Consider the following 26,055-nt stretch of genomic DNA (forward strand, 5'->3'; position numbering starts at 1 on the left):
TTGCCGGAGTTCCACGTCGTACCAGCGAAAGGGTTTTGTTAATAAGCCTTTGCTTAAGATCGCAAGACTCTTGATCCTTAAGTTTTCCTTTAGTTCGATCCGCGCTGGGAGCGTTCCCGTAAGGACGGGTTGAGAACGGCGATCCGAGCGAGAGGTCACACACAATGAAGCGCTACCGGAGTAACGCGGGGGGATCCAACATCCGGCGCTGGCGGGTTGCCGGCATCGCGGGTGTCGCGGTCGCCCTGGTCGGCGTGGGTCTTGGCGTCGCGAACGCGGCCACCTCCGACGCGGTGCCCACGGTGAACTGCCCGCAGGTCGCGCCGCAGCTGCCGGCCATCCCGGCCTCGGCCAAGGCCGAGGTCGAGCGCAATCTGGCGCTGCTGAACACCCAGATCCAGGAAGCTGACAAGCGGCTGGCCACCAGTCAGGGCCAGGGCGGCGCGAACTTCATCCAGAACGCGATCCTCGGCCCGCTGAAGGACAAGCGCGCGTCCACGATCGACCGGATCGCGATCTCGATCGGCCGGACCGCGGCCAAGCCCGACCTGCCCGTCGACTCGCTCGCCACCTGTGGCCTGAACCAGAACGGCGGCGGTAACGCGGCGCCGGAGCCGACCGTCGTGGCCGGTGCCACCGCGACCGCCTCGCCCGCCGCCGGTGGCGGTTCGACCGGGGGCGCGACCGGCGTCCCGACGGTGAACTGCCCGAACGTCGGCAACACCATCGGCGCCGTCCCGGCCCAGGCCCAGGCTGAGGTCGAGCGGAACCTGGCGCTGCTGAACACCCAGATCCAGGAAGCGAACAAGCGCCTGGTCGACACGGTCGGTCAGGGTGGCGCGAACTTCATCCAGAACGCGATCCTCGGCCCGCTGAAGGACAAGCGGTTCGCCACGATCAACCGGATCGAGACCGCGATCGGTCGCCGGGCCGCGAAGCCGGACCTGAACGCCGAGGGCCTCTCCACCTGCTCGCTCAACCAGAACGGCGGCGGCAACGCGGCGCCCGAGGCGACCGGTTCCGTGCAGACCCAGGACCCGGCCGCGGTCGCGGCGGCGGCCGGCAAGATCGTCTGCCCGGACGTGAAGATCGGCGTGGCGATCCCGGCGTCGGCGCAGGCCGAGATCGACCGGAACCTGGCCCTGCTGCAGACCCAGATCGACGAGGCGAACAAGCGCCTGGCCGGCTCGGTCGGCCAGGGTGGCGCGAACTTCGTGCAGAACGCGATCCTCGGCCCGCTGAAGGACAAGCGGTTCTCGACGATCAACCGGATGGAGACCGCGATCGGTCGCACCGCGGCCAAGCCGGACCTGCACGCCGAGGGACTGTCCACGTGCGCGCTCCAGAAGTGAAGTAGTACCTCGCAGTGAGAGAGGGGCCCTTCGGGGCCCCTTTTCCGTTTCGGCCCGTGAACAGCACATCGTGGGCGGACGGCTGCCGGCGGTGATCGCGTGCTGGGGCGCTGGTGGATCGCCACGACCGCGGCTGTGGCGGCCGCCACCTCACTGACTCATGAGTCGGTCAACCGGGAGCGGGGCCGGGACCGTCTTGAGGGGTGGCGGCGCGGTGGGCCCGGGGACGGGCGCTGAGGGTGAAAGCGGTGGTGCGCAGGGGTGAGGACGGCCTTGCGGCAGAGAGATTGCGGGAAGTGCGGGAGAGCATGCGGATAGCTATCGGATAGCACTGTGGTCGCGTGGCTTTTCGCGTGCGACCCCGGCTACGTGATAGAAATCCGCGTTCGCAAGAATGCTCCGACGACGAGGAGGGCCCGCCGTGCCCGGCAGCGCACGCACGATCACCGCCGGCAGCGTGATCGTGTACCTCGCGGTCAGTGTGCGGTCCCGGCTGCGGGCGCACGCCGCCGCGACCGGGCGGTCGCACACCCAGATCGTGTTCGACGCGCTGAACGACACGCACCCCCGTCTGGCCGAACTCACCGGCACCCCCATGCCCGAGGACGGTCTTTTCGTGGCCCAGCGTCCCGGCCGCCGCCAGCACCTGGAGGACCAGGTGCAGGTGTCGATCCGCCCGAACCAGGAGAACCTCGCCGTGATCGACGGACTGGCCGGCCGGCACACCGGCGGCAACCGGTCCGCGCTGATCGCGGCCGCACTCGACGCGTACCTTCCGGTTCCGATGAAGGGCCTCCCCGCATGAAGCAGTTGAACGAACAGATCGCCAACTTCTGGACGGACTACGCGGCGATAGCGTCGCTGGCCCTCGGTCTGCTCGGCGTCCTCCTCCTGATCAGCTTCGGGATCTGGGCGAAACGGTCGGGCAAGCCGCTGCGCCCGATCGCGCTGTCGTTCAGCATGAACCTGGCGCTGCTGCTCAACGCCGAGGGCATGTGGGTGATCGCCACCGAACAGCTGCATCTGCCGCGGCTGTTCGCCGTCCTGGTCTTCGCGGTCTTCGAGATCTGCTTCCTGACCGCCACGTCGCTCGCCGCCGAGCAGTACCGGAACACCACCGTGTACGGGCCGGACGGCAAGATCGAGACGCCGGGTCACCCCGGCCCGATGCTGTGGATCGCCGCCCTGATCGCGGGGGTCTCCGGCATCATCGTGGCCAGCAACGCGGTCACCGGCACCGAGAAGCTGCTGCGTCTGGCCGTGCCGTGCGTCATCTTCCTGATGTGGTGGGCGGCGCTGACCGCGGCCGGGCAGAAGGTGCGTCGCGGCCGGTTCGCGTACAGCCCGCGGCGGCTCGCCGAGCGGTGGGGCTGGTTGATCCCGGACGACGACCCCGACCTGGAGCGGATGGCGGCCGAGCGGCAGATGCGGCGCATGGTCGTCAACCACCACCGGGTGAGTTCGGGTCGCTGGCCCAAGTCGTGGTGGCGCAGCCGCCTGCTCAAGGACGCGCGGACCGCCGGGGAGCCGGTGGTGGGTGACGTGGTCGAGCAGCTGGCGCGGATCCAGCGGGTGATGGACCTGCTGGTGCCCGGCAGCAAGCCGGCCGTCGCGGTGGCCGTCCCGGTGGCCGCGGCCCCGGTCGAGGCGGCTCCGGTGGCGCCCGCAATCACCGCGGCGGCCGCTCCGGGCGGTGCCGAGTCGGTGATCCAGAACGGTCAGGGGCGTCCGGCGCAGCCGGTTCAGCCGGTGCAGTTCGTGCCGCCGGCCGCGCCGGAGACGCCGGTGTCGCCCACGGTGGCGCAGCTGGCGGCGTGGGTGAACTCGACGGCGGAGTCGCCGGTGGTGAACCAGGCTTCGCTGGGGGAGCGGCTGGCAGCGGCGGTCACCCCGGAGGAGATGCTGGGGATGCCGGTGCCGGGGCAGCAGAACGGCAGTCCGGTTGCGGCACCGCAGAACGGCGCTCCGGCTCCGGGTTCGCAGAACGGTGCTCCGGTTGCGGCGCCGCGGAACGGTGTGGTTTCCGGGGCGGAGGTTCCCGGGCCGCGGCGCTCGATCGAGGACCAGGTTCCGGGGATCTCCGGACAGATCCCGGTGGGAGGGAACGGCGCCGGCGGGCGGCACTCGACGGCCGGCAACGGTCAGCCCGAAGCCGCTGGTAACGGTCAGCCCCGCCAGCAAGTGTCCGGGAATGGTCACCCTCCGGCTGTCCCGGACGGCGGCGTCCCCGGTCAGAACCCGGTGCCGAACGGCGGCGTGCCCGGCGCGGTCCCCGCGGTGCTCGGCTCGATCGGTGCTGTCCCGGCACCGCGCCCCTTCGTCGCCCCGCAGACCAACGGCGGCAACGGCGCGAGTCCGCAGCCCTCGGTCCCGTCCTGGGCCGCCACCCCCACCGGCGCCCAGCGCGCCGTCACCATCGTCGGCTCCCCGTGGTGGCGTCTCGCCGTCGAGCGCCTGGCCCGCCTGGTCGCCGCCGAGATCACCCCGGACAACCTGCCCGAGATGACGTACAACCGGGTCGCCGAACTGGTCAAGAACCTCGCCCCGCGGGTCCCGGACCTCGGCGAGGGCGTCGTCCGCTCGTTCGTCAACGACTACGTCCGGGAGATGAACGGCGAGCCCGGCGACGCCGCGTTCCCGTGGCGTGACCTGCTGCCCGAGCCGGTGACCGTGCAGGTCGGCACGGCACAGTGGATGCAGGAGATCGAGGACCTGCGCGCGGCTCTCGTCGAGGAGATGGAGAGCAGCGACGAGACCGACCCGCGCGAGCTGGCGATCATGCTGAAGCCGAACTTCTCGCGGCTCGACGACGAGAGCGTGCGCGAGTTCGTCAACGACTACGTCTCCGCGCTCGGTGGTCAGCCGACCGGTTCTGATCAGCCGTGGCAGCACCTGCTGCCCCGGCCGCAGGGCGGTCGCGGGCCCCGCGACGAGGAGATCGTCGAGCAGTTCGGCCCGCAACTGCACGAGCACCTGCGCACCAACGGGAAGCTGACCCGCTACCGGGTCACCGCGGTGACGGGGGTCAAGAGTCCCGCACGGGCGGACCGCATCAAGGCGATCATCGAGGACCAGGCGGCCGAGAGCACACCCGCCTGAGAACCCGTACGGGAAGAGCGGCTCGGGAGAATGTCTCCCGGGCCGCTCTTCTCAATCCAGGAGCCAGGTGGTCAGGCCGGTGCCGTAAGGCGATGCCGCGAGAATGATCAGAATCAGCCAGATCGCGGTGAGGACGGCGATCCGGGTGAACGTGCGGCGATCACCGAGCCCCCACGTGTGCACCAGCGTCGCCGCGCCGAAGAGCAGCATCGCGAAGCCGAGCGGGTAGACGAACCAGGCGATCAACCGGCAGATCCCGACGATCCAGACCAGTGGATTCCATACCGAATCGGGCCCGATGAGCATCGAGTCCTTCGGATCGCCGAGCCGGTCGAGACCCGGGTGCAGCACCGCGCCGAGATCACCCGCGTGCACGGCGGCCAGGATCACAATCCCGAAACTGCCGATCAAGTACGCGATGAGCAGCGCAAACTGCGTCCAGAACACCGCCCGCCCGGTCGCCGGGGCACGGGGGACCTGCTCCACGTCAGTCACCCGCGCCAATGTACCGGTCCACCGATCGGTGGGGGCCACCTCCACCCGTCGCTCGTCGGATCGGGCGAGCCGCGCCGATCGTCGCGATCCCGGGCAGGTTCCCGCTCTGGTTCACCCTCGAGCAGGCCGCGTCCGGGCTGCTCCTGCTCCCGGCGGTGATCGGGGTCAACCGGCGCCCGGCAGTGCGCTTCCGGTGAGGCGCGGCCGGGCCCGGTTCCGCAAGTGCGGTTTCAGCGAGGCGCGGCCGGGCGGGGTTCCGCAAGTGCGGTTTCAGCGAGGCGCGGCCGGGCGGGGTTCCGGCAAGGGCGGTTTCAGCGGGGCGGGCCGATCGCGGGGGAGTGCGACCTCAGGCCGGTGCGGCGCAGCTCTCCCGCCAGACCAGCTCGGCCGGGGCGGGCTCGGAGACCGGCACCGCGTCGTCCCCGAGGGCGAGCGCCATCGCGCGCTCGCCCATCCCGACCAGCGGCAGCCGGACCGTGGTCAGTGTCGGCGTCATGTCCCGCGCGATCGGCATGTCGTCGAAACCGGTCACCGAGATCTGCCCCGGCACGGAGATGCCGCGCTCGCGCAGGGTCGCCAGGGTGCCGACGGCCATCGAGTCGTTCAGCGCCAGGATGGCGGTCAGGCCGGGGGCGGTGGCCAGCAGTTCAGCGGCTGCGGCGGCCCCGCCGTCCCGGGTGAAGTCGGCGTAGATCACGTGCTCCAGCGTCACGTTCGTCTCGGCGGCCGCGCGCCGGATCCCCGACAGCCGGTCGGTCGTGGTCGTCAGGCTGCGCGGACCGGCGATCACGCCGATCCGGCGGTGGCCCTGGGTGAGGACACGACAGCCCAGCTCGTACGCCCCCGCCTCGTTCGCCGGGAGCACGGCGCTGCCCACCAGCTCGTGCCGGCCGATCACGGCGACCCGGCCGCCGCCCTGCTGATACGCGTTGAGCTCGCCGTTCAGCCGGGCCGTGAACTCGTCGTCGTGGTAACCCGAACCGGCCAGGATCAGCGCGTGCACCTGCTGGGCGCGCAGCAGCGCCACGTAGGCCAGCTCACGCTCCGGCTCGCGATAGCTGTTGCAGATCACCAGCAGCCGGTCGTGCGCCGCCGCCTGCCGTTGCAGACCGCGCGTGATCTCGGCGAAGTAGGGGTCCGACACGTCGTGCACGATCACGCCGACCGCGGACTTGCGCGGGCGCGCGACGTTCTGCGCATGCGCGTTCGGCACGTAGTGCAACTGCGCGACAGCAGCCAGCACCCGCTCCCGGAGCTCCGGCGCGACCTTCTTGGCGCTGTCGTTGATCACGCGCGAGACCGTAGCGGGGGAGACCCCGGCCAGCCGGGCCACATCTGCCAGGGTGACCGCCATCCGCACAGCATAGAGAAAGCTTCGGCCCGGCGTGGCAGCGCCACTTCCGGTCACGATCTTTTTGCCCGTACGTCCGCGAGCCCCGCCCGATCGGCCCCCAGCCGCGCCCTCTCACCCCGCGCCCCGCGCCGCCCCCTCACCCCGCGCCCCGCGCCGCCCACTCACGCCGGCCGCGGCGCGGGGCCGAAGCCGGAACCAGGGCGGGGCTCGCGGAGGAGGCGACGGGCGGGCGGCTCACGACGTACCGGGGAAGGGGTCAGCGGCCGAGCAGGGAAAGCGTGTCGATGACGCGGTTGGCGAAGCCCCACTCGTTGTCATACCAGGCGACTACCTTGACGAGGCGGCCGTTGGCGCTGGTCAGGAGGGAGTCGAAGATGGACGATGCCGGGTTGCCGGTGATGTCGGAGGAGACCAGCGGGTCGGCGGTGAACTCCAGGACGCCGCGCAGCGGGCCGGCCGCCGCGGCCTCGAACGCGCTGTTGATCTCCTCGGCGGTGACCGGGCGTTCGACGATCGCGTTGAGTTCGACGAGTGAGCCGACCGGGACCGGCACGCGCACGGAGTAACCGGTGAGCTTGCCCGCGAGGCGGGGCAGGACGTGACCGATAGCGGTCGCGGCACCGGTCGTCGTCGGGGCGATGTTGATCGCCGCGTTGCGGGCCCGGCGCAGGTCGCGGTGCGGCCCGTCCTGCAGGTTCTGCTCCTGGGTGTAGGCGTGGATCGTGGTCATCGAGCCGGTCTCGATCGTGGCGAGGTCGTCGAGGACCGACGCGATCGGGGCGAGACCGTTGGTGGTGCACGACGCGTTCGACACGACGTCGTGCGCGGCCGGGTCGTAGTCACCGTGGTTCAGGCCGTACGCGATGGTGATGTCGGCCCCCTTGGACGGCGCGCTGACCAGCACTTTCCGGGCGCCTGCGGCGAGGTGGGCGCGAGCGTCGCCGGCGGCGGTGAAGCGCCCGGTCGACTCCAGCGCCACGTCCACGCCGAGATCTTTCCAGGGCAGATCATCCGGCGTACGGACCTTGGTGACCTCGATCCGGCGTCCGTCGACGACGAGGTGATCCTCGTGGGCCTCGACCGTCCCGGCGAACCGCCCGAGCGTGCTGTCGTAGCGCAGCAGGTGCGCGAGGGTGCCGGAATCGGTCAGGTCGTTGATCGCGACGATCTCGACGTCGCTGCCGGCGGCCGCGCGCAGGACGTTGCGGCCGATGCGTCCGAATCCGTTGATGGCAACTCGTGTGCTCATGCCTCCAGCCTGCTGTTTCGTTCCATCAGGCGGCAGGTGCGGGAGCGCCTGCTTCCGCAAGCTTGCCGCCAAACGATTTGCGGTACTCGCTCGGCGCCGTGCCGAGGATCCGCTGGAAGTGCATGCGCAGGTTCGCGCCGGTGCCGACCCCGACCCGCGCCGCGATCTGGTCGATCCCGAGGCCGGTGCGTTCCAGCATTTCCCGGGCCAGGTCGACGCGCGCCCGCAGCACCCACTGCATCGGGGTGTAGCCGGTGTCCTCGACGAACCGCCGCCCGAACGTGCGCGCCGACACGCCCGCGTGCCGGGCCATCGTCGTCACGGTCAGCGGCTCCTCCAGGTGGGCGAGGGCCCACTCCCGGGTCGCGGCGAAGACGTCGCCGAGCGGCTCGGGGATGCTGCGCGGCACGAACTGGGACTGGCCGCCGCTGCGGTACGGCGCGGCGACGATCACCCGGGCGATCGCGTTCGACGCCTGGACGCCGTGGTCGCGCCGCACCAGATGCAGGCACACGTCGATCCCGGCGCACACCCCGGCCGACGTCAGCACCTGGCCCTCGTCGACGAAGAGCACCCGGCCGTCGACGGTCACCTTCGGGTATTCCCGGGCGAGTCGCGCGGCCATCTGCCAGTGCGTGGTCGCCCGCAGCCCGTCCAGCAGGCCGGCCTGGGCCAGCGCGAACGCGCCACCGCAGATGGAGACCATCCGGGCGCCCCGGAACGCCGCCTCGCGCAACGCCTCCAGCGCCCGCGGGTCGACCGGTTCGGCGCAGTTGTGGTACCCCGGCACGATGATCGTGTCGGCCGTCTCCAGCGCCTCGAGCCCCGCCTCGACGTGGTAGCCGAGCCCGTCGCGCCCCGGGACCGGACCGGCCTGGAGCGCGCACGGGACGAAGCGGTAGTTCAGTTTGTGCCGCGGCGCGAAGATCTGCGCCGGGATGCCGACGTCCAGGGGCGCGGCCCCCGGGAGAAGAATCATTGCCACCGTATGTCCCCGCATGGGACCACTCTGCCGTCCGTCCCCGGGCACCCGGAAGTGGCGCCCGAGCCCGTATCCGCAAGGATTCAGCCACCGGTGAAGGCGAGAGCGCTCCCGCCGTAAGAAAGTCGACCACTAGAATCACTGGCCCGGCGGCGTGGCGGTTGTACTTTGTCTCCAGCCGGTGACCGTGGAAAGGACGGCTGGCGATGAGGGACAACAGCAACCGTTCGGCCGGGCGGCCGACCTTGGAAGAGGTCGCGGCCCGGGCCGGCGTCGGCCGTGGCACGGTCTCCCGGGTCGTCAACGGCTCGGCGCAGGTCAGCCCCAAGGCTCGCAAGCTGGTGCAGGACGCGATCGACGAGCTTGGTTACGTTCCCAATCGGGCCGCGCGGGCGCTCGTCACCCAGCGAACCGATTCGATAGCCCTGGTCGTCTTCGAGTCCGGGGAGCGGTTCTTCGCCGAGCCGTTCTTCGGGCGGATCGTCCAGTCCGTGTCGTCGGTGCTGGTCTCACGCAACCTGCAGCTGGTCCTGATGATCGCGCAGGCCCCGGAGGAGCGCCGCCAGCTGGAGGGATACCTGACCCGCCAGCACGTGGACGGCGCGCTGCTGCTCTCGCTGCACGGCGACGACCCGCTGCCGATGATCCTCGAGGAGCGCGGCGTCCCCACCGTCCGGGCCGGCCGCCCGGCGCACCCCGGGCCGTCCAGCCTCGTCGACGCGGACAACCGGGGCGGGGCCCGGGCCGCCGTCAGCTACCTGCAGGAGCAGGGGCGGCGTTGCATCGCGACGATCACCGGGCCGATGGACACGGCTCCCGGCGTCGACCGCTACCAGGGCTATCGGGACGTGGTCGGGGACGGGCCGGCCGCGGCCGGTGACTTCGGCGAGATCAGCGGCGCGATGGCGATGGAGTGGCTGCTGGCGAACTATCCGCAGCTCGACGCGGTGTTCGCCGCCTCCGACATGATGGCCGCGGGTGCGCTGCGGGTGCTGCGGCGGGCCGGACGGCGGGTGCCGGAGGACGTGGCGGTGGTCGGGTTCGACGACTCCGTCATCGCCCGGCACACCGATCCGCCGCTGACCAGCGTCTACCAGCCGATCGAGCAGATGGGGCAGGAGATGGTGCGGCTGCTGCTGGCGAAGCTGGACGGGGAGCCGGTCGAGCACGAGACCGTTCTGCCCACGCGCCTGATCCTCCGCGGCTCCGCCTGATCCTCCGCGGCTCCGCCTGACCCGGCGCGGGTGCCGACTGGTTCCGAGGGGTGTTTCCGGGCTCCGGAAGCACCCCTGAGGACCAGCCGAAGGCCCGGTGCCGGCGGGCGAGGCCTGAGGGCGCCCTCGCCGGGCGGCGGGTCAGGCCTGGGCTTTGCTGAGGTCGGTGAGGCGGTTCTGGAGGATGCTCGCCTGGTCGGACGTCAGCGCCCGCTCACTGAGCCGCTGCCGCACCTTCTTCCGCAACAACTCCACCTGCCGCTGAATGTCGGGATTGTCCTGTGTGGCCAACTGGCTGAGGATGTTCCGGAAGTCCTGCGCCACGTCGGAGCGGATCCCACCCGACTTCTCGCCCTGCTCGACCGCGCTCTGCACCCGCCCGAGAGCGGCCTCCACGGTGAGCGTCACCGCCGGCGGCGTGGTCACCTTCTTCGGCACCGGCGCCGGCGCGGCCGAGGAGACGGCCGGAGCGGGCGCGGAACTGGCCGCCACGCTGGACGGCGGGACCGCCCCGGGCGGCGGCGCGGCCAGATCGTCACCGGACCGCGTCACCACGTGGACCAGTGCCAGGAACGCGATCGCGGTGGCCCCGAGCGCCACCCCGACCGCGATCTTCCGGCCGCGCGTGGCCCGGCTCGGAGGATCGGGCGCCGTGACCCGGGCCTGTCCCGCGGGCCGCGCCCCGGGCAGCGGCACAGTCGGCGCCTTGTTCTCCTCGGACGGCGCCAGCTCGGCCAGGATCTTCCACGCCTGTGCCGCGGACGGCCGCCGTTCCGGGTCGTCGTCGAGGCAGTGATGGATCAGCCCGGTCAGCGTCCCCGGCAGCCCGGGCGGCAGGGGCGCCGGCCCGTGCCGGCGGGCGACGGCCAGTTCCTCCCAGGTGTCCACGCTGTACGGCGGCTCCCCGTGCACCATCTCGAAGAGCAGCACGCCCAGCCCGTACAGATCGGTCGCGGGCTCGGCCGGTTTCCCGTCGAGGCGCTCGGGGGCCGCGTACGCCGGAGTCCCGAACGTCGCCCCGGTGTCGTCGTCGTCGGGTTCGCCGACCCCGGCGCTGATCCCGAAGTCGAGCAGTTTCACCCCGCCCCGGCAGAGCATCACGTTGCCGGGTTTGATGTCGCGGTGCACCACCCCGGCGGCGTGCGCGGCGGCGAGCGCCCCGGCGACGGCGGCACCCACCGCGGCGGCGGCCGGCCACGGCATCGGCCCGTCGCAGAGCCGCGCCGCCACGGTTTCCCCGGCGAGCAGTTCCATCACCACGAACGGGACCACCGAGCCGTCCGGCCGGACCGCCTCCCGGTAGTCGTGGACGGCCGCGATGCCGGGGTGCGACAGGCGCGCGGCGAGACGTGCCTCACGCCAGGCCAGGTGCGCGGCCCGGATGTCGCCGGCCGGGAGCTTGACCGCGACGGGACGGTCGAGCAGTTCGTCGGTGGCCCGCCAGACCTGCGCCATGCCGCCCGTCTCCAGCAAGGTGACGAGGCGGTACCGCGAGACCAGAAGGGCACCCGGCGCCGGCCAAACATCGTGCATGCCCGGAACATTCGCCCAGCACGGGCCTGCGTGTCAACCGGCAACCGATCCGCACCCGGCCGAGCAGCCCGGCGGCAACCGTGACTGTCGACAGTAAGAACTCCCCCGATCACGAGGAGTTCCGCAGATGCGCATGCGTCGTATCGCTGTAGCCGTTGCCGTGGCCGCCGCCGTCACGGTTCCGGTCGCGACCACCGGTGTGGCCGCCTTCGCCGCCAAGCCGGCCTCGTCGCCGGCCAAGGGCAAGCCCGCTGCCCCCGTCTCCTCGCCTGCCGAGGGCAAGCCCGCTGTCCCCGTCTCCTCGCCGGCTCCCTCCCCGGCGCCCGCCAAGAAGAACCCGCCGAAGAAGGTGGTGAAGGTCGCCTTCGCGGCGAACGGCACGGTCACCGCCGTCGCCGCGGGCTCGGTCACCGTGGCGGTCAAGAGCGGCACCAAGGACGTGAAGGGAAAGACCGTCACGATCACGGTGCCGTCGGCCGTCCGGGTCTCGCTGAACGGCAAGCGGGTCGCGGTGACCGCGCTCGCCGCGGGCAACCAGGTCACGATCACGGGCACCCGGGTCGACGCCGTCTACACCGCGGCGAAGGTGGAGGCGCGGGGCAAGGCGGCTCCGTCCCCGGCCCCGTCCACTTCCCCGACCCCGGCTCCGTCCACCAGCACGACCCCGGCCCCGGCGCCGTCCACCAGCACGACCCCGGCGCCGTCGACCAGCACGACCCCGGCGCCGTCGGTCTCGCCCACCACGCCGCCGGCGGTCGACCCGAGCGAGACCGAGTCGCCGGCCCCGGACGACTCGGTCAGCCCGTCGGACGCCCCGACCGACTAGTCGACGGTCCTCGGCAGGGTTGCGGCGGCCTCGCGCAGCGCGGCCGCCGCGACGGCGTACCCGTTGCTGGGGTACGTCCGTGACAGCGTCCCCGGGGTCGTGAAGTACGCCGCCGACAGCTTCGCCGGGTCGGTCGCGAGTCCCCCGCGCGCAGGACGCCGTGGTCGCTGCCGTCCTTCTCGATCACCTCGAGCAGTCCTTCGCCGTCGTTCTCGTGCTGCGTCGCATCGGCTGTCCCCTTTGTTCAACATTCAGATACGTGAATCACAGGGGTGCTGGGTGAAACGATGGCCGCGGAAAACCTAAACGCGAGTGGCGACCCGCCGAACGATGGTCAGACGGAATCTTGTACTCAGCGGGGGAGTGATGGTGCTCTGGCGTGACCGGGTGCTGGCCCCGCTGCTCCTGATGACCGTGGCGGTGTGCGGCTTCTACGCGCTGGACCTGGGCGGCGACCGGCAGAAGCTGGTGCTGTGCTGGGTCGTCGCGCCCCTCACCGACCTCGGTACCTTCCTGCTCTCCCGGCGGCTCTACCGCAACCCGGACCTGCCCCCGGCGAACCGCCGCTTCTGGCGGGCGATGGGTGTGGCCGGGCTGCTCTTCGCGACCGGCGACAGCTACCAGCTGGGCTGGGTGCTGAGCCACCCCGGGCACGCCGGCTTCACGCTGACCGCGCCGCAGAGCCTGCTCGGCGTTCTCGGCGTGGTGCTGGTCTGCGGCGTCGGGCTGATGCACCCGAGCCGCTGGTGGTCGCGTGACGCGCGGATCCGGGTCGCGCTGGACGCCGCGATCATCCTGAGCGCCGCCGGGTCGGCGATCTGGTGCGTGCTGACCCGGTCGAGCATGGCTCACGCCGGCTTGGCCGGTTACGCGACCTCGATCTTCGGATGCGGGATCCTGCTGATCGGTGGGTTCCTCGCGGTCAAGCTCGGGCTGAGCGGCTCCAGCCCGATCGCCTGGCAGGCGGCCGTACCGCTGGTCGTCTGCTGTCTGGTGCAGGCGGTCGGCAACGCCCTGCTGCCCAGCGTCGGCCTGCACGGGCTGGTCCTGCCGTCGCTGCTGATCCTGATCCCGTGCGTGCTCACGCTCGTGGCGCCGCGACTGCAGACGCTGGCCGTCCGGTCCCGCGGCCGCGTGCCCGGCCGGGCCGCGGGGGCCGGCCGCCGCTACAGCCTGCTGCCCTACCTGGGCACGGTGATCTGCGCCGCCGCCCTGATCGCGGTGCTGGCCGGCCAAGGTCTCGGGGTGTCCGCCTGGGGCGCGCTGGCCGGGCTGCTCCTCAACGTGGCGCTGGTCGTCGCGCGCCAGATGCTCGCCCTGGCCGAGAACACCACGCTGCTCGACCAGCTCGACGAGAGCCTGGCCGAGATCCGCCGCCGGGAGCGCCGCCAGGAGGCGCTGCTGCGGCATGCCTCCGACATCACCGCGATCATCGGCACCGACGGCATCGTCAAGTACATGAACCCGGCCGTCGAGCGGATCATCGGCGGCTCGCTCGACGAGTTCGTCGACCGCAACTGGCTGGACCTGATCCACCCGGACGACGTCGAGCGCGTCGCCGCGGAGATGGACGGTGTGTTCGCCGAGCCCGGCGCCAAGGCCGCGTTCGAGCTGCGCGCCCAGCACGAGGACGAGAGCTGGCGCTGGCTGTCCGTGGTCGCGGTCAACCTCGTCGAGGAACGCGGCATCGGCGGTGTCGTGATGAACGCCCGGGACGTGACCGAGGAGCGGGAACTGCGCGAACGCCTGCGGTTCCAGGCCGGCCACGACGCGCTGACCGGGCTGGCCAACCGGCGCCAGTTCACCGATCGCATCCGTGCGGCCGGTGCCGCCGAGGTCACGGTGCTCCTGGTCGACCTCAACGGCTTCAAACAGATCAACGACACGTACGGCCACGCCACCGGCGACGCGGTGCTCCGGCACGTCGCCGAGCAGCTGCTGGCCGCCACCGGCGACGGCGACCTGTCCGCCCGGCTGGGCGGCGACGAGTTCGCGGTGCTGGTCGGCTCCGGAACTCAGGAGGCGCACGACATCGCCGAGCGGCTACGATCCGCGCTGGCCCGGCCGGTCGAGATCGGCGGGCAGCGTCTCGCGGCCGGCGCCAGCATCGGCGTCGCGGCTGGCCGCGCGGACCACCCGGACAACCTCCTGCACCTGGCCGACCTCCGGATGTATGCCGACAAGCAGCGCTCCCGGGAGTTCGCGTCTTGACCAGATCCTGGCGTCATGTCGCGCTCACCGGTGCGTTCGTCCTGCTCAGCACCCTCTGGTACGTGCTCTGGACGATCACCGGCCTCGGCCCGGTCTCCGTCGGTTACCTGTTCATGCCGCTCGCCAGCGGTGTCTCCGTCCTCGCGGTGCGCGCGCTGCGCCGGGCGACCACCGACCCGGTCGGCCGCCGGTTCTGGCGGGCCCTGGAGATCGGCTGCCTGCTGGTGACGGCCGGCTTCACGGTCCTCGCCGTGGCGGCCGTCGTCTCCACCCCGGCGCTGCCGGACATGCCGCCGGCCGGTGCCGTGCTCGCCGGGTCCGGCCTGCTCGCCGCGATCTGGGCGGTGGGCCGCGTGCCGCTGGGTGTGCACAGCCGCCGGCACCGGATCCGGCAGTGGCTGGACCGCACCATCGCGTTCCTCGGCTGCGTCACCGTGCTCTGGCACTTCGGTCTGCTCCCGATGATCGACTCGGACGATCAGTGGACCTCGTCGAGCCTGACCATCCTGATCCTCGCGTTCGCGTTCGCGGCCGGGGCGATCACCAAGGTCTCCTACATCGCGGGCGGCCCGATCGACCGGATCGCGGTCCGCACGGTCGCGGCCACGGGCCTGGCCGTCGGCGGGGTCGCGCTGCTCGACGGCAAGTTCGGTTACGACGGCATCCTGCCCGGCCAGGCGCTGTGCCTGCCGCTGATCCCGCTGCTGGTGACGCTCGGCGTGAACCTGCAGCGCCGCGCCGCCGGCCGGCCACCGCGCCGCCGGGGCAACGTCTGGCTGCCGTATCTGGCGGTGCTCGCCGTCGACCTGCCACTCGCCGACGTGCTCGTCCGCCCGGTGGTCCAGGACGGGATCCCGGAGGGCCGGCTCGTCGTCGGCTCGGCCGCCGCCGTCACCGTGCTCGTCCTGGGCCGCCAGTTCCTGGTCAACCGCGACAACGTCCGGCTGTTGCGCGAGCGGGAGGCCTCCGAGGCCCGCCTGCAGTACGAGGCGACCCACGACGCCCTCACCGGCCTCGGCAACCGCGTCCTGTTCAAGCAGCGCCTGGAGCAGGTCCTCACCGGCGGCGACGCCACGGTCCTGCTCGTCGACCTCGACGACTTCAACACGGTCAACGACTCGCTCGGCCACGACGTCGGCGACGAGCTGCTGATCGCGTTCGCCGACACGCTGCGCGCGGCCGCCGGCGAGGACGGCGAACCCGCCCGCCTGGCCGGCGACGAGTTCGCGGTGCTGATCACCACGCCCGGGCAGGACCGGGCCGTGGTCGAACGGATCATGACGGCGATCGCCGTCCCGATCAGCGGGCACCGGCTGCTGGTGCACGCCAGCGCCGGCATCGCGTCGGCGCCGGCCGGCACCCCGGCCAGCCACCTGCTGCGTGACGCGGACGCCGCGATGTTCACCGCCAAGCAACGCGGCAAGGCCAACTGGGTCCGTTACGCCCCCGGCATGGAGAAACCCGCCCAGGCCCACGCCCAGCTCGGCGGCGACCTGCGCCGCGCCCTCGACGCCGGCGAGTTCATGCTGGTCTACCAGCCGATCGTGCACCTGGCCACCGGCCGGGTGGCCGGCGTCGAGGCGCTGGTGCGCTGGTTCCACCCCGAACGCGGCATGGTGTCCCCGGCCGATTTCATCCCCGCCGCCGAACGCACCGGCCTGATCGTGCCGCTCGGCCGCTGGGTGCTGCGCGAGACGTGCCGCCAGGCCGCCGCGTGGATCGCCGAGTTCGGCCCCGACGTCCTGGAGAAGGCCGCTCCCAACGTCTCCGTCCGGCAGCTGCACGACCCGGATTTCGTGGCCGACGTGCGTGCCGCTCTCGCCGACAGCGGCCTGCCTGCCTGTCGCCTCGTCCTCGAACTCACCGAGTCCGCGGTCCTGCGCGGCCACCAGGTGCTGCGTGTGCTGCACGAACTGCACGACATGGGCGTCCGCCTCGCGCTCGACGACTTCGGCACCGGCGAGTCGTCCCTCAGCCTGCTGCGCGCGTTCCCGGCCGCGGTCGTCAAACTGGACAAGTCGTTCGTCGATCACATCGAACTGGACGAAATGGGCAGCGCCGCTGCCAACGCCCGCCAGGCCGTGGCCCGTGCGGTCGTCCAGCTCGCCGACGCGCTCGGCCTCGACACGGTCGCCGAGGGCATCGAGAACCAGGAGCAGGCGGATCGGCTGCTGAAGCTCGGCTACACCGTCGGCCAGGGCTACCACCTGGGCCGCCCGGTCAGCGCCGCCGAACTCACCGCCCGCCTCGCCGCTCAGCAGGACTCCCTCCCCGCCGCCGCCTGAAGATCAACTTCAAGGGCCTTCTGTCCCGCTGCGGACGTGGGACATGAAGAATTTGATCTTGATCGGGAACCGATAAGGTACCTGCGATGGACACCGCGGACGACGGCACGAGTACGGCGAACTCCCTGGCGGCGTGGCTGGCCGGGGTCGCGTTCGGGGAGCTGACCGAGGCGGAGGCGACCGGGCGGATCGTCGACGCGGTCGAGGAGTGGGCGAGTTCGCGGGGGTGGCGGGTCTACCGGCGGGCGCCGAGCGTGTTCCCGCTGCCGCCGCCGCTGCGGGGGAACTCGGTGCTGGACGTGGCGTGTGCGCGCCCGGCCGGGGCGGCGCCGATCGCGATCGAGGTGGACCGTACGGATCGGCAGCGCACCGTCGACAAGCTGCTCGCCGAGGCGGCCGCGGGCCGGCTGGCGATCTGGGTGCGCTGGGGGCCGGGGCCGTTCCCGCCGCCGCCGCTGCCGGTGCACATGGTGACCAGGGAGGTCGCGCGGCGTTCGGGTAAGTGGCATACGGTATCCGAACGGCCCGCTCCGGAACATTCCGGCGCCGCGCCCGTCGCCGTCGAAGCCGAGGAGCTGCCGTGGGAACCGTGACCGTGTCCGGCCGGGCCGCAGAGCCGCCCGCCGTGGGAACCGTGACCGTGTCCGGCCGGGCCGCGGAGCCGCCCGCCGTGGGAACCGTGAGCGTCTCGGCACCGTGCCGGGGAGCCGGGGAGCTGTGGTGGGAAGCGTGAGCGAGAGCCCGTCCCGGCTGGCCTGGCGGGTGACCGAGCCGCTGCACGCCCTGGCCTACCTGGTGCCGGAGGCCTCGGAGGTCTACGCCGGGCTCGGCCTCGACCCGATGGCGGGGTATTTCGCGGCGCGTGGCGCGGCGTTCGGGGAGGCCGGGCCGGCCCTGGTGGCGGCCACGTTCTACAACTTCAACCCGGCGATGGTCGCCCGGGCGCTGCCCGCCGCCTGGCAGGTGGTGACCCCCGATCGGATGGTCGCGGCGCGGCTGGAGATCGCCGACGGCGCGCTTACCCGTGCGCTGGGCGCCGAGACGTGCGCGTCCCGGGAGGTTGCCGAGGCGGCCGAGCTGGCCCGGGCGGCGGCGCTGGACGCGGCGACGATGCCGCACGGGCGGCCACTGTTCGCCGCGCACACCGAGCTGCCGTGGCCGGACGCGCCGCACCTGCGCCTGTTCCACGCGCAGACGCTGCTGCGTGAGTTCCGTGGTGACGGGCACATCGCGGCCCTGGTCGAGGCCGGGATCAGCGGCTTGGAGTCGATCGTCCTGCACGTCGCGACGGGCGCGATCGACGGACGGTTCCTGAAGATCACCCGGGGGTGGAGCGCCGATCAGTGGGCGGCGGCCACCGAGGGGCTGCGGTCCCGCGGGCTGATGGCCGGGGACGAGCTGTCCGAGGAGGGGCGGCGGCTGCGCGAGTCGCTGGAGGCGGCGACGGACCGGCTGGCCGAGCCGGCGTACCGGATGCTGGGCGAGCCGGGTTGCCTGCGGCTGGCCGAGCTGACCCGGCCGCTGAGCCGTACGGTCGTGAAGGCCGGAATGTTGAACCCGGCGAGCCTCACCGACGCTGCCAGTGAGCGTCAGCACGCCGCGTGATGCCCGAATCACTTGTCGTGACGTAGCTGTGGGGTCACTCTTGGTAGCGTGATTCGACAGCAGCGGCACCCGGCATCGTGGTGGGATCAGTTCCAGCAGGCCTCGGAGAAGTTCGATCTCGCCATCCTCACCGAGAATCTGGGCGACGAGATCGCCCCGAAGATCTCCTCACCGCTGCTGCGCCGGGAGGCGGAGATCGCCTTGGAGGTGATGGTCCGTCACCTGAACAAACCGAACAGCGAGGAGCTCGCCGAGCGGGCCCGCAAGGGCGTCGAGCGACTGATCGAGACCGTCGCGCGGCTGGAGGAACGCTCCGGCGACGGGTTCGAGCTGCGTGAGGCCCACGCCCTGATCCATCTGCTGGAGGGCAAGGCCGGCGACGCGGCGCACGAGGCCGAGGATTTCGTGAAGACCCAGGCGATCCTGAAATGCTTCGTCCGAGCGCTGCGGCTGGAGCGGTTCGACAGCAACCTCGCGGTGAAGCTGCTCGCGGCGGGGCAGGATCCGGCGATCGCGCTGCATTCGGGTCAGGTGATCGGGAAGTATGCGTGGTGGCCCAGCTGGCTCCTCAAGGTCGTGACCGAGCGTGCGCTGAACGGCCGGCTCGACGAGGAGACGGTGGTGGCCCTCGATCGCTGTGCGTATGCGGAGTTGAGCCCGGCCCAGGCGCGGATCGCGAAGCGTCTGCTCGACGGCGAGGAGGCGCTGATCAACGCGTCCGCGGTCCGGCTGGAAGGTCTGGGGGAGGCGCACGCCGCCGACAAGCTCCGCAGCGGCGACCTGGCCACCGTTGCGCTGGCCGCGCGGCTGATCCCGATCTAGTGCGGTGACGGGACCCATGGTGATCTCCTGGCCGGGTGACGTTGCCGGGCTTTCGCTTGCCGCCGGCGGTGGCAAGCGTGACCAGGCGATGGTGTGGTCGTCGTCCGGTCGGTGGCCGGGCCGGCGTGGTCCATGAGTGCCGTCCCCGCGGGACAACCGCCGCCATGCGGGGCGCGCCGACGCGAAGCTGGAAGTTATGCCGCTTCGGCTATCGTCGATCGGAGACGGGATCGAGGGGAGGCCGGATGCTCTACCGGAGCCCTGCCGATTTCTGCGCGGCATACACCGAAGCGCACCGCGGCGACAGATCCGGCGAGGCGGGCGAGATGACGACACTGGACGCGGTGACCGTCGTCAGCCAGACCCCGGATACGGCGCAGGTCGAGGCGAGGTGGTTCACGTACGGTCACTATCCGGACGCCGGGTACTACGACGTTTTTCACCGCACCGCTTTTTCCCTGATCAAGCAGGACGACGGGTGGTGCCTGCAGTCCGAGGAAGACCTCGGATACGAGTGACCGCGGCAGTATCAGCGCTGAGAGTGATCCCGTAGGCGCCAGTCGTCGGACAACTCGTCCACGCACCGGAGCACCACCTGCGGCCAGTACTCGGCCAGCACCGGCAACGGCACCTCCCATGATGACGCCACCGCCAGCACCTCAGCCAGCAGCCGACCGGCCCGGCCACGGTCGCCGGCGGCCGCGAAAGCCCGGGCCACCACGGTCAGCGCCTCTTCCCGCTCGCCCGGGTGGGTGATCGCGCGGGCCATGATCTCGGCCCGGCCGGGGTCGCCGATGGCCGCGACGACCTCGTCCACCGCAGCCGGGGACGGCGGCGGCCCGTACCGGTCGGCGATCGGGCGGGCCACGATTTCGGCGCGGTCGGCGAACTGCCGGGCCCGGCCGGTGTCACCGGCGGCCGCGACAGCTCGGGCCAGTGTGGTCAGTGCCCGCGCCTGCTCGTCCGGGGAGCTGGCCGAGCGAGCCGCGGCCCCGGCCTGTTCGGCGAGCTGCCGGGCCCGGCCGGTGTCACCGGCGGCCGCGACCGCCTCGGCCATCAGGATCAGCACCTCCGCCGTCCGGCTCGTGGGGACGATCGAGCGAACCACGGTTTCGGCCCGGTCATGGTCGCCGGCGAAGGTGAAGGCCAGGGCCACCCCGCGCAGCAACGACGACTGATGCTCCGGGACCGGGACCGCGCGGGCCACGGTTTCGGCCCGGTCGGCGAGCTGCCGGGCCTGGTCGAGGTCGCCGGTGGGCACCCGGTCCCGCCGGTCCGGACGGGTGATCGAGCCGGTGACCGCCTCGGCCACCCCGGCCAGCGCGTGCTTCCGCCGGTACGGGGAGATCGAGCGGACGAGGACCTCGGCGCGGGCGGGTTCGCCGAGAACCGTCCAGACCGCGGGCAGTCTGAGCGGGATGTACCGGTTGCGAGTGGTGAGACAGGTGCGACGGCTGCACAGCCGCAGCATCGCCTCGAGGTCGGGCTCGGCCGCTGCCAGGACGAGATCCTGGCAGGCGGTGATCTCGGCGAGGGCGGCGATGTCGCCGCCGGTCAGGGCCAGCATCCGGTCATGACGGGCCGGATCGACGACCAGGTCGACCAGGCGAGGCAGGTCGCTGGGGCCGATGAGCGCGCGACCGCCGTCGGCGGCGAGCAGGCCGAGCAGCTCCTGATCGGAGGGGTCCATCCGGCAAGAATGCCAGCACCGCCATCGCGCCCACCACGATGGCGATCCCCACGAGGACCCGCTCCTGGATCGCGTTGGCGGCGGCCCCGAAGACCGCCACGCCGACGGCGCTGCCGAGCGAGTGCGGGAAGGCCGTGCCGTGAACGCCGGCGCGTTCTTCGCGGTACGCCGTGGACCCCGGTAACACGTCGGAAACATGGGCCCTAGGCTCGACGGGTGACGTGGATTGATGTGGTCGGGTGGGCCGGGTCGGCGCTGCTCGTGTGGTCGCTGCTGCAGGCGCGCCTGCTCCGCCTGCGGGCGTTGAACCTGGCCGGCTGCCTGGTGCTGATCGGGTTCAACGCGTCGGTCGGGGTGTGGCCGATGGTCGGGCTGAACGTGGTGCTCGCCGTGATCAACGTCTGGTATCTGTGGCGGATGCTGGTGACCCGGCACGACGACAAGGCGTATCAGGTGGTCGAGGTGCGCGCCGACGACGGGTTCCTGGCGCACACGCTGCGGCTGCACCGCGACGACATCGTGCGGTTCAACCCGGGGTTCACCGCCATCGAGCCCGGTGCGGCCGCGTTTCTCGTGGTCAACGGGGACGAGGTGGTCGGGGTCGTGGTGTTCCGTGGGGACGGCGACGGTGTGGCCCGGGTCGAGCTCGACTACGTCACCCAGCGCTATCGGGATTTCACGCCGGGGGAGTTCGTCTACCGGCAGAGCCGGTATTTTGCCGACCGCGGGTGCCACACCGTCATCACGCCGCCCGGGATGAAGGCGCCGTACTACGACCGTCTCGGTTTCCGGCGCGAGGGCGAGTCGTACGTGATGGAGCTGGTCTGACTCAGGCGCCGCCCTCGGTGAGGGTGACGGTGGCGGGCTGGAAGCCGGACCCGGTGACGTCGACGCCACCGGCCTTGGCCTGCTCGATCGCCTGCTTGATGTAGTCGTTGGTGTAGGCCGGGCCCTCGGGCGCCTTCTTCAGCACGGTGTCCCCGGTCTGGTTCTTCGTGGTCAGCGAGATGTCGACGGTCTGCTTCCAGGCCGTCTCGTCGACCACGCCGATCCCGCCCGTGGACGGCCAGATCAGCTTGTTGACCTCGTTCATCTGCCACAGCTGGTGGCTCTTGCCGAGCTTGGAGCCCTTGGCGACGACCAGGTCACGGCACTTCTCGGCGTTGTCGCGGCAGAACGCCCAGCCCTTGATGGTGGCGGTCAGGAACTTCACGGTCTGCTGCTGATAGGCCGGGTCGTCGAGCTTCTCGGTGTTGGCCCAGACCGCGTCCTGCAGCATCGAGCTGCCCTCGGTCTTCCAGTCGATGATCGAGAAGTCGTCGGCGGTGTAGAGCTTGCCGGTCGCCGGGTTCTTCGCTTCGAGCAGCTGGGCGTACTCGTTGTAGCTCATCGCCTGGGCCGCGTCGATCTCCCTCTTCAGCAGCGCCTGCATGTCGAACTGCTGCTGGACCAGGGTGACGTCCTTGCCGGGGTCGATCCCCGCCTTGGTCATGCCGGCGAACAGCTCGAACTCGTTGCCGAAGCCCCAGTTGCCGGCCTTCTTGCCTTTCAGGTCGGCGGCGGTCTTGATCCCGCTGTCCTTCCAGGCCACCTGGTACGTCCCGGAGCGCGCGAAGATCTGCCCGACATCGGTGATCCCGGCGCCCTGCTCACGCGAGGCCAGCGCTTTCGGCACCCAGGCGACCGCGTAGTCGGCCTTGCCCTGCGCGAGCACGGTCTGCGGCACGATGTCCACGCCGCCCTCGAGCAACTGCACGTCGAGGCCCTGCTCCTTGTAGAAGCCCTGGTCCACCGCGGCGATGTAACCGGCGAACTGGGCCTGGTAGAACCACTGCAGCTGCAGCTTGATCGGGGTCAGGGCGCCGCTCGCGCCCGGAGTGGCGGTGGTGGGAGCGTCGGCGGTGCCGCAGGCGGCGAGGACGAGAAGGGAGGCGACGGCTATGCGGGAGATCTTCAATGCGGACTCCTGACTAGCTGATCAAACTTCGTTTCCATGGCATGGCCAGCCGCTCCAACAGGAGCGTGACCAGGTAAAAGGTCAAACCCAAAAGGCAGGCCCCGACGACAAAGGCCCAGGCCCGGGGGTACGCCGTGAAAGCCGCCGCCGAGGTGATCCGGGACCCGAGTCCGTCCTGCAGCCCGCCGAAGTACTCGGCCACGACGGCTGCGATCACGGCGAGGGACGACGCCTGCCGCAGCCCGGTGAACAGGTGGGACAACGCGCCCGGCAGCCGCACCTTGAGCGCGAAGGTCCAGCCGCTCGCGGCGTACGTCCGCATCAGCTCTTGATGTGTGGGGTTGATCTCCCGCAGACCGCGGAGCGTGTTCAGGAAGATCGGGAAGAACACGACGATCGCGGTGACGAGCCGGCGCGGGATGCTGCTGGTCGACTCGAACATGTTGTTGAGGATCGGGGCGAGCGCGATGATCGGCAGCGCGTTGAACAGCGCCGCGAACGGCACCGAGATCTCGCCGAGCGCGGCGAAGCGGCTGGCGGCGAGCGCGGCGAGGATCGCCATGAGCGTCCCGGCGATCAGGCCGATCAGCGCGTTCGTGCCGCTGGCCAGGGCGGCCTCGGCGATGTTGTCGCGCTGCTCGACCAGTTGCCCCCAGATCGCCGAGGGCGCCGGGAGGATGAACGGCGCGACCCGCCCGAGCTTGACGAACAGTTCCCAGAGCAGCAGCGCGAGGACACCTGTGATCACGGGCGGCAGGAGGCGTCTCATCCGCGCAGCGCCTTCCGTACCTCGGTGATCTTGTCGAAGAACGCGGGGGACTGGCGGCCGGCGTCGTCCCGGGAGGGCAGCTCCACGTCGATCGACGCGGTGATCCGGCCGGGGCGGGCTGACATCACCACGACGCGGTCGGAGAGGAACACCGCCTCAGAAATAGAATGTGTGACGAAGACTGTGCTGGTCCGTGTGTTGCTGGTCCCGGTCTTGGCGCAGATCGACAGCAGCTCGGACTGCAGGCGTTCGCGGGTCATCTCGTCGAGCGCGCCGAACGGCTCGTCCATCAGCAGCAGCGGCGGCTGGACGGCCAGGGCACGGGCGATGGCGACGCGCTGCTGCATGCCGCCGGAGAGCTGACCGGGGTAGTGGCCGGCGAAGTCGGCCAGCCCGACCAGCGCCAGCATCTCCTCGGCCCGGGCCCGGCGCTCCGATGCGGACACGCCCCGCAGTTCGAGGGGGAGTTCGACGTTCTTGCGGACGGTGCGCCACTCGAAGAGGCCGGCCTGCTGGAAGGCGAGGCCGTAAGCCTGCTCGCGGCGCGCCTGGCCGGCCGGCTTCCCGGCGACGGTGACCGTGCCGGAGCTCGGTGGGATCAGGTCGGCGATCAGCCGCAGCAGGGTGCTCTTGCCGCAGCCGGACGGCCCGATCAGTGACACGAACTCGCCGTCGCCGATGGTGAGATCGACGTCAGTCAACGCCGTGACCTCACCGGCCTTGCCTTGATTGAAGATTTTGTCCAGCTTTTCTATGACAACGGCGGTCATAGCGTCACCACCTCCACGTGGCGGCGGTGGCGCATCAGCGGCACCTCCAGCAGACTCACGGCGCCCGCGACGAGCAGGCCGAGCAGCGCCGCCCCGAGCATCGCGGTGTAGACCTTGGCGGGATCCGAGGTGGCCTCCCGGGAGTACTCGATGATCAGCCGGCCGATCCCGCCGCGGGTGCCGGTGGAGATCTCGCCGACCACCGCACCGACCACGGCGGCCGCCCCGGCCAGGCGCAGCGCCGGGAACAGATACGGCAGCGCGGCCGGGAAGCGCAGTTTCACCAGCGTGCGCCACCAGCCGGCGGCGTAGCTGCGCATCAGCTCCTCGCCGCCGGCCGACGGCGACTGCAACCCGCGCAGCATGCCGACCGCGATCGGGAAGAACGCCAGGTACGCCGCGATCACCGCGACCGTCGCCCAGGCCGGCATGATGCTCCCGCCCCAGCCGGCCACCAGCGGCGCGAGCGCCACCAGCGGCACGGTCTGGGACAGGATCACGTACGGCAGCAGCCCGCGCTCGACGATCCGGAACCGTTGCATGGCCACGGCCAGGAGCAGCCCGACCACGGCGCCGGCCACGAACCCGGCGGCGGTGATGCCGAGCGTGAACAGGCAGGCGCGCAGCACCACCGTCCACACCGGGTCACCGCCGGTCAGCTCGGGACGGCCGAGGCGTTGCGCGATGGTCCACAGGTGGGGCATGGACAGGTCGTCGGCGCGCGGCAGGATCCGTACGCCGAGGAGCACCGTCCCGTCGGGACTGCCGACCGCCTTGTAGCCCTCCCACAGCGCCGCCGTCACGATCAGGCCGGCCAGGATCGCGAGCGCGCGCCTCACGAGAAGGCCGGGATGATGTGCTCGCCGTAGGCGGCGAGGGTCTCGGCCTTGTCGTCGTGCTGCAGGTAGACCGCGAACTGGTCCACGCCCAGCGACTTGAGTTCCTCGAGACGCTTGAGGTGGTTCGACACCGGGCCCAGGATGCAGAAACGGTCGACGATCTCGTCCGGGACGAACGTGGTGTGGCTGTTGCCGGCCCGCCCGTGCTCGGCGTAGTCGTAGCTCTGCCGCGCCTTGATGTAGTCCGTCAGCGCCTGCGGGACCGCGCCCGACGACCCGTAACGCGCCACGATGTCGGCCACGTGGTTGCCGACCATGCCGCCGAACCAGCGGGTCTGTTCGCGCTGGTGAGCGAGGTCGTCACCGACGTAGGCGGGTGCGGCGACGCAGAACTTGATCGCGTCGGGGTCCCTGCCCTTGTCGGCGGCGGCCTTCCGGACCGCTTTGATCATCCACTCGGCGATGTCCGGGTCGGCGAGCTGAAGGATGTAACCGTCGCCGACCTCGCCGGTGACGGCGAGCGCCTTCGGGCCGTACGCGGCGACCCACACCTCCAGGCGGCTCTCCGCGGCCCAGGCGAACTGGATCTCGTTGCCGCGGACGTTCACCTTCTCGCCGTTGCCCAGCCCTTTGATCACCTGCACGCTCTCGCGCAGCTGGCCGAGGGTCTGCGGGGTGAGCCCGAGCACGCGGAGTGCGGAGTCACCCCGGCCGATGCCGCAGACGGTCCGGTTGCCGTACATCTCGTTGAGGGTGGCGAAAAGTGACGCCGTGACCGTCCAGTCCCGGGTGCCGGGATTGGTCACCATCGGACCGACCACGATGCGCTCGGTGGCGCCCAGGATCGCCGAGTAGACGACGTAGGGCTCCTGCCAGAGCACGTGCGAGTCGAATGTCCAGAAGTGACTGAAGCCGGCCGCCTCGGCCTTCTTCGCCCAGTCCACCAGCGCGAGCGCCGGTGGGTCGTTCTGCAGAACCACTCCGATGTCCATGTGCGCCCGCC

General features: G+C 71.3%; 23 protein-coding genes. 12 read left to right on the top strand and 11 right to left on the bottom strand.

Annotation, left to right across the window (positions count from 1 at the left end; translation table 11 throughout):
* Nucleotides 1–164: 164 nt before the first annotated feature.
* The 3 genes from ACH442_RS04460 (at nucleotide 165) to ACH442_RS04470 (ending at nucleotide 4,451) form a co-directional block, all read left to right on the top strand.
* Nucleotides 165–1,352, top strand: coding sequence for a hypothetical protein (locus ACH442_RS04460; protein ID WP_396121165.1), 1,188 nt, complete (start codon nucleotides 165–167; stop codon nucleotides 1,350–1,352).
* A gap of 421 nt (nucleotides 1,353–1,773) precedes the next feature.
* Nucleotides 1,774–2,157 (top strand): hypothetical protein, encoded by a 384-nt coding sequence (locus ACH442_RS04465; protein WP_396121166.1) that lies wholly within the window; start codon nucleotides 1,774–1,776, stop codon nucleotides 2,155–2,157.
* Complete coding sequence (locus ACH442_RS04470) at nucleotides 2,154–4,451, top strand: MFS transporter (protein ID WP_396121167.1); 2,298 nt, start codon at nucleotides 2,154–2,156, stop codon at nucleotides 4,449–4,451. Before ACH442_RS04465 ends, ACH442_RS04470 begins: the two co-directional genes overlap by 4 nt.
* A gap of 51 nt (nucleotides 4,452–4,502) precedes the next feature.
* On the opposite strand, the gene ACH442_RS04475 is transcribed toward ACH442_RS04470, so the two are convergent.
* The 4 genes from ACH442_RS04475 to ACH442_RS04490 form a co-directional block, all read right to left on the bottom strand.
* Nucleotides 4,503–4,946: a hypothetical protein gene (locus ACH442_RS04475; RefSeq protein ID WP_396121168.1), complete on the bottom strand. Its 444-nt coding sequence runs from the start codon at nucleotides 4,944–4,946 to the stop codon at nucleotides 4,503–4,505.
* A 346-nt stretch (nucleotides 4,947–5,292) separates the two neighbouring features.
* The gene (locus tag ACH442_RS04480; protein WP_396121169.1) at nucleotides 5,293–6,300 is read right to left on the bottom strand and encodes a LacI family DNA-binding transcriptional regulator; all 1,008 of its coding nucleotides are present in this window, start codon (nucleotides 6,298–6,300) and stop codon (nucleotides 5,293–5,295) included.
* 256 nt (nucleotides 6,301–6,556) lie between these two features.
* Complete coding sequence (gene gap / locus ACH442_RS04485) at nucleotides 6,557–7,549, bottom strand: type I glyceraldehyde-3-phosphate dehydrogenase (protein WP_396121170.1); 993 nt, start codon at nucleotides 7,547–7,549, stop codon at nucleotides 6,557–6,559.
* 25 nt (nucleotides 7,550–7,574) lie between these two features.
* Nucleotides 7,575–8,528, bottom strand: a complete 954-nt coding sequence (locus ACH442_RS04490; RefSeq protein ID WP_396337073.1) for a GlxA family transcriptional regulator — start codon at nucleotides 8,526–8,528, stop codon at nucleotides 7,575–7,577.
* Nucleotides 8,529–8,737: 209 nt separating this feature from the next.
* Between ACH442_RS04490 and ACH442_RS04495 the strand changes: the two genes are divergently transcribed.
* Entirely contained in the window at nucleotides 8,738–9,745 is a 1,008-nt protein-coding gene (locus ACH442_RS04495) for a LacI family DNA-binding transcriptional regulator (RefSeq protein ID WP_396121171.1), read from the top strand.
* A 141-nt stretch (nucleotides 9,746–9,886) separates the two neighbouring features.
* On the opposite strand, the gene ACH442_RS04500 is transcribed toward ACH442_RS04495, so the two are convergent.
* Nucleotides 9,887–11,278 (bottom strand): serine/threonine-protein kinase, encoded by a 1,392-nt coding sequence (locus ACH442_RS04500; RefSeq protein WP_396121172.1) that lies wholly within the window; start codon nucleotides 11,276–11,278, stop codon nucleotides 9,887–9,889.
* Between the two features lie 127 nt (nucleotides 11,279–11,405).
* Here ACH442_RS04500 and ACH442_RS04505 point away from each other — a divergent pair, with 127 nt between their 5' ends.
* The 7 genes from ACH442_RS04505 (at nucleotide 11,406) to ACH442_RS04535 (ending at nucleotide 19,545) form a co-directional block, all read left to right on the top strand.
* Nucleotides 11,406–12,104 (top strand): hypothetical protein, encoded by a 699-nt coding sequence (locus ACH442_RS04505; RefSeq protein ID WP_396121173.1) that lies wholly within the window; start codon nucleotides 11,406–11,408, stop codon nucleotides 12,102–12,104.
* A gap of 366 nt (nucleotides 12,105–12,470) precedes the next feature.
* Nucleotides 12,471–14,315 (top strand): diguanylate cyclase domain-containing protein, encoded by a 1,845-nt coding sequence (locus ACH442_RS04510; RefSeq protein WP_396121174.1) that lies wholly within the window; start codon nucleotides 12,471–12,473, stop codon nucleotides 14,313–14,315.
* Entirely contained in the window at nucleotides 14,312–16,600 is a 2,289-nt protein-coding gene (locus ACH442_RS04515) for a putative bifunctional diguanylate cyclase/phosphodiesterase (protein WP_396121175.1), read from the top strand. The genes ACH442_RS04510 and ACH442_RS04515 overlap by 4 nt, the downstream gene beginning before the upstream one ends.
* A gap of 86 nt (nucleotides 16,601–16,686) precedes the next feature.
* The gene (locus tag ACH442_RS04520) at nucleotides 16,687–17,193 is read left to right on the top strand and encodes a hypothetical protein (RefSeq protein WP_396121176.1); all 507 of its coding nucleotides are present in this window, start codon (nucleotides 16,687–16,689) and stop codon (nucleotides 17,191–17,193) included.
* Nucleotides 17,194–17,329: 136 nt separating this feature from the next.
* Nucleotides 17,330–18,205: a hypothetical protein gene (locus tag ACH442_RS04525; protein ID WP_396121177.1), complete on the top strand. Its 876-nt coding sequence runs from the start codon at nucleotides 17,330–17,332 to the stop codon at nucleotides 18,203–18,205.
* Nucleotides 18,206–18,253: 48 nt separating this feature from the next.
* On the top strand, nucleotides 18,254–19,027 hold the full coding sequence (locus ACH442_RS04530; protein ID WP_396121178.1) for a hypothetical protein: 774 nt from the start codon (nucleotides 18,254–18,256) through the stop codon (nucleotides 19,025–19,027).
* Nucleotides 19,028–19,272: 245 nt separating this feature from the next.
* Nucleotides 19,273–19,545, top strand: coding sequence for a hypothetical protein (locus ACH442_RS04535; RefSeq protein WP_396121179.1), 273 nt, complete (start codon nucleotides 19,273–19,275; stop codon nucleotides 19,543–19,545).
* 11 nt (nucleotides 19,546–19,556) lie between these two features.
* Here the strand turns inward: ACH442_RS04535 and ACH442_RS04540 are convergent, their stop codons facing one another.
* Nucleotides 19,557–20,717 (bottom strand): tetratricopeptide repeat protein, encoded by a 1,161-nt coding sequence (locus ACH442_RS04540; RefSeq protein ID WP_396121180.1) that lies wholly within the window; start codon nucleotides 20,715–20,717, stop codon nucleotides 19,557–19,559.
* Between the two features lie 216 nt (nucleotides 20,718–20,933).
* Here ACH442_RS04540 and ACH442_RS04545 point away from each other — a divergent pair, with 216 nt between their 5' ends.
* Nucleotides 20,934–21,545, top strand: coding sequence for a hypothetical protein (locus ACH442_RS04545; RefSeq protein WP_396121181.1), 612 nt, complete (start codon nucleotides 20,934–20,936; stop codon nucleotides 21,543–21,545).
* A 1-nt stretch (nucleotide 21,546) separates the two neighbouring features.
* On the opposite strand, the gene ACH442_RS04550 is transcribed toward ACH442_RS04545, so the two are convergent.
* The 5 genes from ACH442_RS04550 to ACH442_RS04570 are packed head-to-tail and all read right to left on the bottom strand — an operon-like array spanning nucleotide 21,547 to nucleotide 26,044.
* Complete coding sequence (locus ACH442_RS04550) at nucleotides 21,547–22,674, bottom strand: ABC transporter substrate-binding protein (protein ID WP_396121182.1); 1,128 nt, start codon at nucleotides 22,672–22,674, stop codon at nucleotides 21,547–21,549.
* 13 nt (nucleotides 22,675–22,687) lie between these two features.
* The gene (locus tag ACH442_RS04555) at nucleotides 22,688–23,443 is read right to left on the bottom strand and encodes an ABC transporter permease (protein ID WP_396121183.1); all 756 of its coding nucleotides are present in this window, start codon (nucleotides 23,441–23,443) and stop codon (nucleotides 22,688–22,690) included.
* Complete coding sequence (locus ACH442_RS04560; RefSeq protein WP_396121184.1) at nucleotides 23,440–24,213, bottom strand: ABC transporter ATP-binding protein; 774 nt, start codon at nucleotides 24,211–24,213, stop codon at nucleotides 23,440–23,442. The genes ACH442_RS04555 and ACH442_RS04560 overlap by 4 nt, the downstream gene beginning before the upstream one ends.
* Nucleotides 24,210–25,052 (bottom strand): ABC transporter permease, encoded by an 843-nt coding sequence (locus ACH442_RS04565; protein WP_396121185.1) that lies wholly within the window; start codon nucleotides 25,050–25,052, stop codon nucleotides 24,210–24,212. The genes ACH442_RS04560 and ACH442_RS04565 overlap by 4 nt, the downstream gene beginning before the upstream one ends.
* A complete protein-coding gene (locus ACH442_RS04570) occupies nucleotides 25,049–26,044 on the bottom strand; it encodes a TIGR03842 family LLM class F420-dependent oxidoreductase (RefSeq protein ID WP_396121186.1) in 996 nt (331 codons plus the stop codon). Before ACH442_RS04570 ends, ACH442_RS04565 begins: the two co-directional genes overlap by 4 nt.
* Nucleotides 26,045–26,055: the final 11 nt, after the last annotated feature.

Origin of the sequence: Actinoplanes sp. NPDC020271 (assembly GCF_044388125.1) — a bacterium.
Taxonomy (GTDB): Bacteria; Actinomycetota; Actinomycetes; order Mycobacteriales; family Micromonosporaceae; genus Actinoplanes.